We start from the raw sequence: 14,752 nt of genomic DNA, 5'->3' as shown, positions 1-14,752 counted from the left end.
AACTATTAGCTCTTCAAAAATCATTTCGGTTGGCTATGAACATTTTTAAACCTTCCAAATCTTTTCCTAAAGAAGAGACCTACTCCTTAACAGATCAAATGAGGCGATCTTCTAGAAGTGTTTCAGTTACTATGGCTGTGGCTTATCGCAAAAGACGCTATCCAAATAACTTCATAAGTAAATTAACTGATAGTGATGCCGAAAATTCGGAAACGCATGTTTGGCTTGAATACGCAATACAATGTGAATATATTACCAGGGAAACCTTTGATACTTTGAATAGCAGAACTTTAGAAATCGGTAAACTGATTAACCATATGATTAACAACCCCGCCAAATTTTGATGCTAATTATAGTACTCAATTTTCATACAATCGAATATGCGGAATAATCAGTTTTCAGTTTTAACATATCCGAATACTACGACTATCCAATACGACTACTAATCGAGATTGAAAACTGCGACTCTAAGCTAAAATAAAAAGTTTGTAGTTTAAAACAAATAATGTACCTTCGCGCCTCCTTTAGACTAACCTCTGGCGAGATCCGCGTATGTTGTTCTAATTCAAAACTATAATTAAAATTATCATGGCAGATTTAATGAAATTCGTTAAAGACGAATTTGTAACAAAAAAAGATTTTCCTGCTTTCGGAGCTGGTGATACAATTACTGTGTACTACGAAATTAAAGAAGGTGAAAAAACTAGAACACAGTTTTTTAAAGGAGTTGTTATCCAAAGAAGAGGTTCTGGTAACACAGAAACTTTTACTATTCGTAAAATGTCAGGTTCTGTAGGTGTTGAGCGTATCTTCCCTGTAAACTTGCCAGCTTTACAGAAAGTTGAAATCAACAAAAAAGGTGCAGTTCGTAGAGCTAGAATTTTCTACTTCAGAGAACTTACTGGTAAAAAAGCAAAAATTAAAGACAAAAGAAGATAGTCAAATATCTCTTTATCATAAAAGTCCCATCCCGTACATTCTGGATAGGGACTTTTTTTTGCGCTTTTTTTTACTCTTTAGCACTGTTGAAATCGAAAGTAACAACAGCTTTTTAAGAAGAACACAAAAGTTAACCGGAAAATCATATATTTCTGTATTGCACCGAGCCTATTTTCCCAACTGATTTCCTTATATTTGCTTCGCTTAATTTTAAGCAGAACATACATTTGACATCCTAATTAGCAGGGATACGATTATAAAAATAAAAAAATGACACAAAAATCAAAAATTGTTTACACCTTGACTGATGAGGCGCCTTTGTTGGCCACCTATTCTTTTTTACCAATTGTAAAAGCATTTACTGCAACAGCAGCTATTGAAATTGAGACAAAAGACATTTCTCTGGCCGCCAGAATTTTATCCAACTTTCCTGAGTTTTTAGATGAAAACCAAAAAGTAGAAGATGCTTTATCTGAACTTGGAAAACTAGCCAATTCTCCTGAAGCAAACATCATTAAATTACCAAATATTTCTGCATCAGTCCCTCAATTAAAAGAGGCCATTGCTGAATTACAAGAACATGGTTTTAACATACCTAATTTCCCTGAAGATCCTAAAAACAAGGAAGAAAAGGAAATTAAGGCCAAATACTCAAAAGTTTTAGGCTCAGCGGTAAATCCAGTTTTACGGGAAGGAAATTCTGATCGTAGAGCACCTAAGGCCGTTAAAAACTTTGCAAAAGCACATCCTCATTCGATGGGCGCATGGTCTGCAGATTCAAAAACAAAAGTAGAGGCAATGAAAAATGGTGATTTTTACGGAAGTGAAAAATCCATAACCATTACAGATGCTACTGATGTAAAAATTGAATTCATAGGAAAAGACGGTAAGGCTACTGTTTTAAAAGCAAGCACTCCACTTAAGTCCGGAGAAATAATCGATAGTTCAGTGATGAACTTAAAAGCATTGAAAAGTTTTGTCGCACAAGCAATTGAAGAGGCTAAAAAAGAAAACGTATTGCTGTCAGTGCATTTGAAAGCAACAATGATGAAAATTTCAGATCCAATTATTTTTGGTGCTATCGTCGAGGTTTTCTTTGCAGCCGTATTCGAAAAATACAGCACTTTATTTGCTGAATTAAATATTGATACCAGAAATGGATTAGGGGATGTTTATGCAAAAATCGCAGGTAATACTAAACAAGCCGAAGTAGAAGCCGCCATTACCCAAGCAATTGAAAATGGTCCCGGTTTAGCCATGGTAAATTCAGATAAAGGAATCACAAACCTTCACGTTCCCTCAGATGTTATTGTAGATGCTTCTATGCCCGCAATGATTCGTACTTCAGGACAAATGTGGAATGCAAACAATAAACTACAAGACACTATTGCTTTGATTCCGGATCGTAGTTATTCTGGCGTTTATAAGGCAACTATTGAATTTTGTAAAAAAAATGGTGCTTTTGACCCAACAACAATGGGGAGTGTCCCAAACGTGGGTTTGATGGCACAAAAAGCAGAAGAATACGGATCACATGACAAAACATTCCAAATGACTGCAGACGGCATTGTTCGCGTTACAGATACTGAAGGAAACGTTTTAATGGAACAACAAGTTGAAGAAAAAGACATCTTCAGAATGTGCCAAGCCAAAGACGCTCCGATTCAAGACTGGGTAAAACTAGCCGTAAACAGAGCACGTGCCACAAACGTACCTACTATATTTTGGTTGGACGAAAACAGAGCACATGACAGAAAAGTAATCGAAAAAGTAGAAAAATATTTAAACGATCACGATACAACTGGTTTAGACATTCGAATTTTAAACCCAGTTGAAGCTACTAATTTCACTTTAGAAAGAACCAAAGCGGGACTGGATACAATCTCTGTCACTGGAAACGTGTTACGTGATTATCTAACTGATTTATTCCCAATCCTTGAACTAGGAACCTCAGCCAAGATGTTATCCATCGTTCCATTAATGCAAGGTGGAGGTTTATTTGAAACCGGTGCTGGTGGATCTGCTCCAAAACACGTTGAACAATTCACTCATGAAGGGTACCTCCGTTGGGACTCTCTCGGAGAATTCTTAGCTTTAGCGGTTTCATTGGAACATTTGGGTTCTGCTTATACTAATCCAAAAGCATTAGTTTTGGCGGCAGCCTTAGATCAAGCTACAGATCAATTTTTGCAAAACGATAAATCTCCAGCTCGTAGAATTGGAAAAATAGACAACCGCGGTTCTCATTTCTATTTAGCGATGTATTGGGCAGCGGCGTTAGCAACTCAAACCAAAGACGAAGAGTTACAGGCTACATTTGCTCCTATTGCAAAAGAAATGGAAGAAAACGAAGGAAAAATTAACGATGAATTAATAGGAACGCAAGGAAAACCTCAGGACATTGGTGGTTATTACCAACCTAATCCTGAATTAACAAGCAAAGCAATGCGACCTAGCGTAACATTCAACACTATATTAGCTAAAATAGCTTAATGATGTGATTTACTTACCATCTTAAAAGGCAACCAGCAATGGTTGTCTTTTTTTTATTTTTTTAACATTTGTTTAATAGAATGTTGCTTAAGGTTGCACCAAATTTGCAAATCTAAATATATAATATGTTTTTCAAGAAAATTATTATCTTAATTGTCGGACTCCTATTTACATTTTCCAGTTATGCTCAAGAGAAATTTACGCTTAGCGGTACAATTACCGATATAAAAACTAACGAAACACTTATTGGTGTAAATGTTTATATTCCGGAGACTAAATCAATCACCAGAACAAACGAGTATGGTTTTTATTCCATTACACTCCCTACAGCTAATTATACGATTTTAGTAAGCTATATCGGCTTTCAAACTTTATCTAAAAAAATAGAATTATCTGAAGATAAGAAAATAAACCTCAGCCTCTCCGAGGACGGCGAAGTACTTGAGGAAGTGCTTATTACAAACATCAACCCACGAAGTTCTATTCGTGCACCAGAAATGAGTATGAATAAGCTTTCCATTTCTGCAATAAAAAAGATGCCTGTAGTCCTGGGGGAAGTAGATGTTATCAAATCGCTTTTACTATTACCCGGAGTAACAAATGCAGGCGAAGGAGCCTCTGGCTTCAACGTTCGTGGTGGTGGTGCAGATCAAAATCTGATTCTGTTAGATGAAGCCACTATATTTAATTCCTCCCATGTTTTTGGTTTTTTCTCCGTTTTTAACCCAGATGCAATAAAAGATTTGAAGTTATATAAAGGAGGTATTCCAGCTAATTTTGGAGGTCGCGTTTCTTCTGTTTTGGATATTTATCAAAAAGATGGAAGCAGTAAAGGATTCCACATGAATGGCGGTATAGGATTAATTTCTAGCAGACTACTGCTGGAAGGTCCATTAGTAAAAGACAAAGGTTCCTTCCTGATAGGAGGCCGAAGCTCTTATGGTCATTTATTTTTAAAACTTTCTGAGGAGCAAAAAAATAATTCAGTCTATTTTTATGATTTGAATGCTAAACTGAGCTACAAATTGGACCCGAACAACAATTTATTTCTATCGGGCTACTTTGGTAGGGATGTCTTTTCATTAAACAAAAGTTTCACCAACATTTATGGTAATTCGATTTTGAATTTAAGGTGGAATCACCTTTTCTCAGATAAGTTATTTTCAAATCTCTCCCTTATCTACAGTGATTATTACTATGGGTTAGATTTAGATTTTGTTGGTTTTAAATGGGATTCCGGTATTAAGAATTACAACATAAAATATGATTTCAAAAATTATATTTCTGATAAATTCAAATTGAACTATGGATTAAATGCAATTTATTATGATTTTAACCCAGGAACCATTAAACCTTCCGATAGCAACTCAGGAATCAATTTCGCGCAATTGGATAAAAAATATGCTTTCGAACCTTCTTTATATATTAGTGCAACCCAAGAAGTCTCAAAAAAACTTTCTCTTTCCTATGGATTGAGATACAGCTTATTTTATCGCTTAGGAAGTTCGACCGTAAATATTTATGAAAATGAGAATCCTGTAACTTTCAATACGGACTTGCAGATTTACGAAAAAGCAAAACCTATAGGAACTAAATTCTATGATAAGAATGAAGTTATTCAAAGTTACAACAACTTAGAACCACGATTCTCAGCTTCTTATCAATTAAACGATGAGCAATCGATAAAAGCAAGTTATAATAGAATGACCCAATATTTACAATTAATATCCAATACATCGTCCCCTACTCCACTAGACGTATGGCTGCCAAGTGATAATTTTATAAAACCACAAATTGCAGACCAGGTAGCCTTGGGTTATTTTAGAAATTTCAACAATGATAACTACTCTCTCGAAGTAGAAACCTATTATAAAAAAGTAAAAAATAGATTGGATTATATTGACGGTGCCGATTTAATCGCAAATAAAGCCATCGAACAAATAATTCTAAACGGACAGTTAAGATCTTACGGATTAGAGGTTATGCTTCGCAAAAATAAAGGAAAATTAAACGGATGGATTTCATATACCTTATCAAAATCAGAGCAGCAAACCCCGGGACGCACGGCAGAAGAATCTGGAATAAACAGCGGTAACTGGTACAATTCTAATTTCGACAAGCTACACAACCTTGCTGTTACCGCAGCGTACAACTTAAATGAGAAATGGTCTTTTGGATCTAACTTTGCCTTGCAAACAGGACAACCAACAAGCTTTCCAAACGGCCAATATGAATACCTAGAAATTAACGTCCCAAGTTATGGGCTACGAAATGAAAACCGACTTCCCACCTACCACCATCTTGATATTTCCGCAACCTTGACACCGCGAAAAAATAAAAACAGAAACTGGAAAGGAGAATGGGTTTTTAGTGTTTACAATCTATACAACAGGAAAAATGCCGCTTCCATTAACTTTAGGCAAAATGCAGATTCAGGAACTAATGAGGCAATAAAAACCTCTATTTTCGGAATAGTTCCCGCAGTTAGCTACAACTTTAAATTTTAAGTCCTAAAATGGAAATTAAAACAAATAACATGAAAAAAGCAATTCAAATTACAGTTCTCTTACTGTCCTTTCTATTCGTTAGTTGTGAGGAAGTGATTGACGTAGATTTAAATACCGCGCCACCAAAACTAGTAATAGAAGCCTCTATAAACTGGCTAAAAGGAACTTCAGGAAGAGCACAACGCATAAAGCTAACGACAACAACAGGCTATTTTAAGACGGATATCCCCGTGGTCTCTAACGCTACGATATTCATAACGAATAGTTCTAATATCAAATTTACATTCCTGGAGATAGCCACAACAGGCGAATATATTTGTAACAATTTTGACCCTGTCATAAATGAAGTCTATTCTCTAACAGTAGTGCATAACGGATCCACTTATACCGCTACAGAAAAATTAAGATCAGTTTCACCGATAACAAAAATCATTCAAAATAACGAAGGTGGCTTTACCGGTAAAAATATCGAAATCAAAACGTTTTACAATGATCCAGCAAACGAGTCTAATTATTATCTGTATAAATACAGTGATTCAAGTAAGCCAATAATAAGATATTACGCTGATGAAGATACTTTCTTTCAAGGAAATGAATTTTTTAGTATTTCACAAAATGACGACTTAAAGATCGGAGATAACGTCACCGTGAGCCACTACGGTATTTCTAAGGAATATTATAATTATATTAACATACTAGTCAGTATTTCTGGTGGAAATGGCGGTGGTCCTTTTCAATCTCCTCCTGCGACTGTTAGAGGAAACATAATTAATACCACTAACGCAGATAATTACCCGTTAGGCTATTTCTCGTTGAGTGAAGCGGACACACGAAATTATACAATAGAATAATGAACCTCACAAATAGTCCTACTGCTAACATCCTTTAAACTTAGTCGTAAAACTTTTCTATCTTTGCTAGACGATTTTGAAATACGAAATCATTAATCTAAAATCTAAAATCCCTTGTCCTCACATCACATCGTACGCGACGACCAAGAACCCGCATTAATAATAGCCAATGGCGCTTCCTGTGACCCAGAGCTGCTCGGACAACTATTAGAATGGTCACCATTAGTCATTGTGCTAGACTCTGCTATGGAAAGAGTGATGAAACTAAATATAAAAGTCGATGTATTGTTGGGCGATTTTGACCGTGATTTTGATGCTGATTATTACAAAAAACAGCAATATCCTCTTGAGATAGTACATACACCAGACCAAAGCAAAACGGACCTAGAAAAGGCCTTTGATTATTTATACGAAAGAAAAATCCCGGCGGTAAATGTCATTTGGGCTACTGGGAAGCGCACAGATCATACCATAACAAATCTTACCAATATTGTTCGCTATCGCGAAAAATTAAAAATTGTAATTCTAGACGACCATTCGAAAGTGTTTTTACTATCTAAAAGATTCGAAAAATGGTACACGGCAAACACACCTATTTCACTCATCCCAATAGGTCGTGTAACCGGTATTCATTCTGAAAATTTATTTTACGCTTTACAAAATGATACTCTCACCATTGGTTACCGTACTGGCAGCAGCAACCACGTGGTCAAAGATGGGATTGTGATTATAGAACATGATGCTGGTGATTTATTGATGATGGAATGTTCCGATTGATTTTTCATCCCCAAACTAAAACAAATCTTTTGTAAATCACTAACGCAAAATTTTTTTACATAACTTGCTATCAATCTAGATTTTAAAAGAACATTCCATGTTGCCTTGAAAGAAAAAAAATGACACCGAAAACGAACACCGAAAAAACAAATTTACACCCAAGGAATCAACACCGATGTCGATACGATTTCAAACTTTTAATAGAAAACTATCCTGAATTAACAGCATATGTTTCTATCAATGAACACCGTATTGAAACAATAGATTTTAGTGACCCTGAAGCTGTAAAGTCTCTAAATAAGGGATTATTAATTAGCTATTACGATATCCAAAACTGGGATATTCCCACAAATTACCTATGCCCTCCCATTCCAGGAAGAGCGGACTATATTCATTACATAGCCGATTTATTAGCAGTTAGTAATAATGGCATCATCCCACAAGGAAATGCAGTGCAAGGCTTGGATATTGGTATTGGCGCTAATTGTATTTATCCAATTCTTGGAAACGCAGAATACGGTTGGAGTTTTGTTGGAACAGACATCGACGAACAAGCCATTGAAAATTGTAGCAAAATAATTGAAGCTAACCCTAAATTAGTTGATTTCATTAGCTTGCAACAACAAACCGAGGCTCGTTTTATTTTTAAAAATATCATCACTCCCGAGGATAAATTCACCTTCACCATTTGTAATCCACCTTTTCACAAATCACAAGAAGAAGCAACAAAGGGCTCTTTGCGCAAAGTTAATAATTTAGAATCTCGGAATCTTGCGGATAAAGCGACAAAACCCGTTTTAAATTTTGGTGGACATAATGCAGAATTATGGTGCGAAGGCGGAGAACTTGGCTTTATTACTCAAATGATATATGAAAGCGCTAAATATCCATTGCAGTGTTTTTGGTTCACCACTTTAGTATCAAAACAATCCCACCTTTCTAGTATCTACAAAACCTTGGGAAAGGTCAATGCTGTTGCAGTAAAAACTATTGACATGGCTCAAGGCCAAAAAACAAGTAGAATTATCGCTTGGACTTTTTTGAGCGAAATCCAACAGAAACAATGGAAGTTTGAGTAGTTCAATTATACCTCCACCGATTCACGAAATACCAAGTAAAAAAATTAGTTCAAAACGATAAAGTCACTCTTTTATTTAAAAAGGTAACTTTGTCATTTTTTCGTGAAAAATTAAAACAATATTCTCTATTGTTTGACAATATGATAGTTATACTAAAACAATTTGGACTAAAACATAAATTCATTTGGTATTACAATCGCTTGAATAAGAAGAATAAAAACTAATTCAACGCTATCATAGCCTAAAAAATAGTGAAATTACCTGTTTTATAGGGTAAGCAACACTATACTTTAATTTTGTTATTAATTAACATAAAAATAACATATTGCTATTTTTGTTGTATTTTCGCACCGTAAACTATAACAAACCAAGAACATGAAAAAACTATTACTAATTTTAACCTTAATTTTTTCGGCAGGACTAACTGCTCAAGAGATTAAAGTTTCAGGAGTTGTAACTGACAACACAAAAGAGCCTTTGCCAGGCACATCGATCCTCGTTAAAGGAACAACTAAGGGAACTTCAACCGATGCTGATGGTAAGTATACCATATCTGCAGCTGTTGGAGACATTTTACAATTTACTTTTATTGGGTATGAAAGTAAAAACATAAAAGTTACGGGAAGCACGGTAAATGTAACTTTAGCAGAAAGTGGAGAATTACTTCAAGATGTAGTGGTACTAGGTTCTCGTAGCGCTCCTAGAACAGTTACAGAGTCTGCAGTGCCTATTGATGTCATCAGTATGAAAGAAATTTCTTCGCAAGGTGCACAAGTAAATTTAAATCAAATTTTAAACATGGTAGCGCCATCGTTCACGTCAAACACTACGACGGTAGCTGATGGAACGGATCACATTGATCCTGCTCAATTGAGAGGTTTAGGACCTGATCAAGTTTTAGTTTTAGTTAACGGAAAAAGAAGACATACTTCTTCCTTAGTAAACATCAACGGATCGCCGGGTAGGGGATCAGTGGGTACAGATTTAAATGCGATACCAGCTTTTGCTATCGAAAGAATTGAAGTCCTAAGAGATGGTGCGTCAGCTCAATACGGTTCTGATGCAATTGCAGGTGTGATCAACATCAACGTGAAAAAAGCAACAAATAAATTTGACATCGCCCTTTTTGCTGGAAGTCAAGTGTCAAAAGGATCAAATGATCACAGAGGCGGCAATGACGGAAATAATGCTCAAGTAGACATGAACTACGGTACAAGCCTTGGTAAAGAAAAAAGTTTCATCAATGCAACTGCAAGTTTTCAATTAAGAGGACAAACAGGCAGAGCTAAAGATGCTACAGGTAATTTGTTTAATGCATTTAATGCTATTGAGCAAAGAGCTGCTGAAGCAGGAACTAATATTAATGAATTATTTGGTAACATAAATAACACTCCAAATTCTGCGCAAATACTTGGTTTAATTAAAACGTATGCTCCGCAAGTTGGATATTTCACAGCTCCGCAACAAGCTTCAATATTAGGTGCAACAACAATTGGAGCGATGCAAACTGCTTTAAATTTTGACGCTACATCAGGAGAACTTGCTTATAGAAATTTAGAAAGAAGTAATTTTAATATGAAGGTAGGTCAATCATCTTTACAAAGTGCTCAGTTCTTTTTAAATGGAGCGTATCCAATTACGGAGAATCTTGAAGTATATGCTTTTGGAGGTACTAGTTATAGAGAAGGGGAAGCAGCAGGTTTTTATAGAAGACCAAATCAGTCAAGAGCCTATACTGCTCTATATCCAAATGGTTTCTTACCTGAAATCCACTCCACTATAAATGACGTTTCAGCAGCAGCAGGACTTAGAGGAAAAATATTTGAAAGCTGGAATTTTGATTTAAGTAATACTTACGGTAAAAACAGATTCGATTACAATATTCAAAACACTTCAAATGCCACTTTAAGAGAGAAATCTCCCGTTGAATTTGATGCTGGAGGTTTAGGATTTTCTCAAAACACAACCAATTTTGATATGAGTAGAAAATTTGATAAATTGAACGTAGCTTTTGGAGCAGAATACAGAAATGAAAATTTCCAAATCAATAATGGACAACCAGAATCTTATAATAGCTACGACATCAACGGAGGTGTAGTTACTGGATCTACAGCAGCTAACATCAAGGCAACTGATTTTTACGGCTCTGTTCGTCCCGGAGGATCTCAAGTATTCCCTGGTTTCAAACCAGCAAATGCTGTTGATCAAGGAAGAAATAGTGCTGCTGTGTACGCAGATTTAGAGTACGATGTTACTGAAAAATGGTTGATTAACGGTGCCCTTCGTTACGAGAATTATTCTGATTTCGGGGGAACCACAAATTATAAGTTAGCTTCTCGTTACAAACTAACAGACAATATTAATTTACGTGGAGCAGTTTCTACAGGATTTAGAGCTCCTTCACTACACCAGATCTACTTTAATTCTACAGCCACTCAATTCGTAGGTGGTGTACCTTTTGAAGTAGGAACTTTCAGTAATGACTCAAAAGCTGCTGAATTATTAGGAATTCCTCAATTAAAACAAGAAGAGTCTCAAAGTGCAAGTATTGGTTTTACAGCTAAAATACCAGAAGCTAAACTTACTTTAACTGCAGATGCTTACATTGTAAAGATTAATGACAGAGTAGTGCTTACTGATCAGTTTTCTAGACCAGGTGGAAATCCAACTGCTGGTACTCCAGCTGCTCAATTAAACGCTTTATTTGATTCAGCAAATGCGACTGCTGCAACATTCTTTGCCAACGCAATTGATACAGAATCAAAAGGGATAGACATAGTTATTAGCCATAAAGCTACCGTTGGAAATGGCTTAACTTTAAAAACTGATTTATCTGGAACGATTTCAAATACGCAAAGAGTAGGCGCCATCAATGCTTCTCCAATATTAGAGGCTAATGGACAAGTTAACAAATACTATTCTGAGACCAGTAGAATCTATTTAGAAGAGGCTGTGCCTAGAGTTAAAGCAAATTTAACCAACTCCCTTTCTGTGAATAAATTTGATTTCTTTTTGAGAAACGTATATTTTGGTGAAGTTACTGACCCAAATACAGTTGACGTAAATGGAGACGGAAGGATTGAAGGCTCTATTATTAACGGACAAGTAGTAGAAACTGAACATCCAGTTTGGGGTGGAAAAGTGATAACCGACTTATCCGTTGCATTTAATTTTACTGAATCAACTAAAATTGTTATCGGAGCTAATAATATATTTGATATTTATCCAGATACTAATTATGGACCAACTACAGCAGTTAAACCAAGATTAGTGAACGGTGCAATAGACTATACTGCTGCGCCAGTAACAGTAGATCTTACTAATTCAAACCAATTTACTTATTCAAGAAACGTTTCTCAATTTGGACAAAACGGAAGATTTCTTTTTGCTAGATTAAGTTTCAGCTTCTAATAAAACATTGTTTATTTGTTAAAAACCATCATGCTAAGTATGATGGTTTTTTTTTGGTTTTAACTTTCGATTGGAATGGTTATAAACTTTGTAACTTTGCACTTATAAAACATTGCCTTTATACAAATGAATTTCCAAGTAGTATCAGATTACCAACCCAAAGGCGACCAGCCACAAGCCATTGAAAAATTAACTCAGGGTATCATTGACGGTGAACAATTCCAAACTTTACTGGGAGTTACCGGTTCCGGTAAAACATTTACTGTAGCTAATGTAATCGAAGAAGTACAAAGACCTACATTAGTTTTGGCACATAATAAAACCTTAGCGGCTCAATTGTATTCGGAGTTCAAACAATTCTTTCCTAACAATGCGGTAGAGTATTTTGTGTCCTATTACGATTACTATCAACCCGAAGCTTTTATGCCTGTTACGGGCGTTTTTATTGAGAAGGATTTATCCATTAATGAAGAACTGGAAAAAATGCGAATGTCAACGACGGCCTCATTACTTTCTGGACGAAGAGATATTTTAGTAGTTGCATCGGTTTCCTGTTTATACGGTATTGGCAATCCTGTAGAATTTCAGAAAAATTTAATTCCAATTGAGAAAGGACAAATCATTTCTCGAACTAAACTATTGCATCAATTGGTGCAAAGTTTATATTCCAGAACAGAAGCCGATTTTAATCCTGGGAGTTTCAGAATAAAAGGCGATACAGTAGATGTCTACCCTAGTTATGCCGATGAAGCTTTCCGTATTCATTTCTTTGGTGATGAAATCGAAGAGATTGAAAGTTTTGATACAAAAGATTCTAAAGTCCTTGAAAAGTTCGATAAACTGACTATTTATCCTGCCAATATGTTTGTAACATCACCTGATGTACTGCAAGGCGCCATCTGGCAAATTCAGCAAGATTTAGTCAAACAAGTCGATTATTTTAAAGAAATAGGCAAACACTTAGAAGCAAAACGTTTGGAAGAACGTACCAATTTTGATTTAGAAATGATTCGAGAACTAGGTTATTGCTCCGGAATTGAAAATTATTCTCGTTATCTGGATGGAAGACTACCCGGAACAAGACCGTTTTGTTTATTGGATTATTTTCCAAAAGATTTCCTATTGGTGGTGGACGAAAGCCACGTAACACTTTCTCAAGTGAGTGCCATGTATGGCGGTGACCGAAGCCGAAAAGAAAATTTGGTAGAATATGGTTTCCGGCTTCCTGCAGCGATGGACAATCGACCGTTAAAATTTGATGAATTTGAAGCCATGCAAAATCAAGTAATTTACGTGTCGGCAACTCCAGCAGATTACGAATTACAAAAGACAGGCGGCGTTGTTGTAGAGCAAGTTATTCGCCCGACAGGATTATTAGATCCTGTAATCGAAATTCGACCAAGTTTAAATCAAATAGATGATTTAATAGAGGAAATTCAAATTAGGGCAGAAATTGATGAACGTGTTTTAGTGACTACTTTAACTAAAAGAATGGCAGAGGAACTAGCAAAATATCTGACAAAGGTCAATATTCGTTGCCGTTATATCCACTCGGATATCGACACTTTAGAACGAATTGAAATTATGCAAGACTTACGAAAAGGAATGTTTGATGTTTTGATTGGGGTAAACTTACTACGTGAAGGACTAGATTTACCGGAAGTATCGCTTGTGGCCATCTTAGATGCAGACAAAGAGGGTTTTCTACGTAGCCACCGTTCGCTGACGCAAACTATCGGTAGAGCCGCCAGAAACCTTAATGGGAAAGCGATTATGTATGCCGATAAAATCACTGCCAGTATGCAAAAAACAATTGACGAAACTGATTATCGCCGAACCAAGCAAATTAATTTTAATACAGAAAACAACCAAGTCCCTCAAGCACTGAACAAAAAAATAGAAAGTGCTTTTACAAAGAATCCGTTGGCAGACTATGAATTAGGACTCACATTAGATACTGCCGCTGAAACAGAAACAGAATATTTATCGAAAGCAGAAATAGAAAAGCGCATTCGTGAAAAACGAAAAGCTATGGAAAAAGCGGCCAAAGATTTAGACTTTATGCAAGCAGCCAAACTACGTGACGATATCAAAAAATTACAAGGACAGTTAACCTAATTACGCTCTTCTCTAAAAATTACGCAATAATAAATCGGCTGGAATAATTACATTGGGCGCTTTTTCCTATTTTTTTTAGCACCCGTTTAGTGGCTTCTGGATTCAGTCCCATACTCATCGCCGTTTGCTTAATAGCTTCCGCTTCTTTTACATGGAGAACACCGTCACTATGCATAAGTAGTGCCAACCTATAAAATTGTTGAATCCTTTGAAATTCATTCTTTATAGGTAGTTTTGGCAATTCTTGATGAAACAAATCATTAAAGCCTCCTTTTTCGATATTCAATTGATTAGCAATCAGAAATAAAAATTCATATTCTTTTTTATTCAAATGACCGTCAACCGTTGAAAATGCAATCATCTCTAAAAGTAAACTCTTTTTTTCTTCGTACATATCCATCAAATTATTTGTTTCAGCTAAAATATGGATTTTAAAATTAAAACCCTAAAACAAGCAGAGATTCCACAATTTGCTTTACCCCTGTTATGATTTTAAAAAATAACCATAAAAAATTTAATTTAGGTATAGAAGCTGGAAAAGACAAACTAAATAGCCTTTTGTAACAGATAAAAACCC

Annotated in this window: 10 protein-coding genes; 9 read left to right on the top strand and 1 reads right to left on the bottom strand. The window is 35.7% G+C overall.

The genetic code is table 11. The annotated features are described in order from the left end of the window. The 9 genes from A3SG_RS0114485 to uvrB form a co-directional block, all read left to right on the top strand. A partial coding sequence (locus A3SG_RS0114485; protein ID WP_016990728.1) for a four helix bundle protein occupies positions 1-344 on the top strand: 344 nt, incomplete at its 5' end. Between the two features lie 244 nt (positions 345-588). Then, the gene (gene rplS, locus A3SG_RS0114480; RefSeq protein WP_016990727.1) at positions 589-939 is read left to right on the top strand and encodes a 50S ribosomal protein L19; all 351 of its coding nucleotides are present in this window, start codon (positions 589-591) and stop codon (positions 937-939) included. Between the two features lie 270 nt (positions 940-1,209). Next, a complete protein-coding gene (locus A3SG_RS0114475) occupies positions 1,210-3,432 on the top strand; it encodes an NADP-dependent isocitrate dehydrogenase (protein WP_016990726.1) in 2,223 nt (740 codons plus the stop codon). 125 nt (positions 3,433-3,557) lie between these two features. Further along, positions 3,558-5,939 carry a TonB-dependent receptor gene (locus A3SG_RS0114470; RefSeq protein WP_016990725.1) on the top strand — a complete coding sequence of 794 codons (2,382 nt, stop codon included), beginning with the start codon at positions 3,558-3,560 and terminating at the stop codon, positions 5,937-5,939. Between the two features lie 29 nt (positions 5,940-5,968). After that, positions 5,969-6,790, top strand: a complete 822-nt coding sequence (locus A3SG_RS0114465) for a DUF4249 domain-containing protein (RefSeq protein WP_029596831.1) — start codon at positions 5,969-5,971, stop codon at positions 6,788-6,790. Positions 6,791-6,904: 114 nt separating this feature from the next. Continuing rightward, complete coding sequence (locus tag A3SG_RS0114460) at positions 6,905-7,567, top strand: thiamine diphosphokinase (RefSeq protein WP_016990723.1); 663 nt, start codon at positions 6,905-6,907, stop codon at positions 7,565-7,567. 119 nt (positions 7,568-7,686) lie between these two features. After that, a complete protein-coding gene (gene rlmF, locus A3SG_RS0114455; RefSeq protein ID WP_016990722.1) occupies positions 7,687-8,646 on the top strand; it encodes a 23S rRNA (adenine(1618)-N(6))-methyltransferase RlmF in 960 nt (319 codons plus the stop codon). A gap of 375 nt (positions 8,647-9,021) precedes the next feature. Beyond that, positions 9,022-12,057: a TonB-dependent receptor gene (locus A3SG_RS0114450; protein WP_016990721.1), complete on the top strand. Its 3,036-nt coding sequence runs from the start codon at positions 9,022-9,024 to the stop codon at positions 12,055-12,057. Between the two features lie 126 nt (positions 12,058-12,183). Then, the gene (gene uvrB / locus A3SG_RS0114445) at positions 12,184-14,175 is read left to right on the top strand and encodes an excinuclease ABC subunit UvrB (RefSeq protein WP_016990720.1); all 1,992 of its coding nucleotides are present in this window, start codon (positions 12,184-12,186) and stop codon (positions 14,173-14,175) included. Between the two features lie 19 nt (positions 14,176-14,194). On the opposite strand, the gene A3SG_RS0114440 is transcribed toward uvrB, so the two are convergent. Beyond that, a complete protein-coding gene (locus tag A3SG_RS0114440) occupies positions 14,195-14,569 on the bottom strand; it encodes an excinuclease ABC subunit B (RefSeq protein WP_232226387.1) in 375 nt (124 codons plus the stop codon). Positions 14,570-14,752 lie beyond the last annotated feature (183 nt).

Origin of the sequence: Flavobacterium sp. ACAM 123, assembly GCF_000264055.1 — a bacterium.
GTDB lineage: Bacteria > Bacteroidota > Bacteroidia > Flavobacteriales > Flavobacteriaceae > Flavobacterium.
This window is presented reverse-complemented; position numbering and strand designations above follow the sequence as displayed.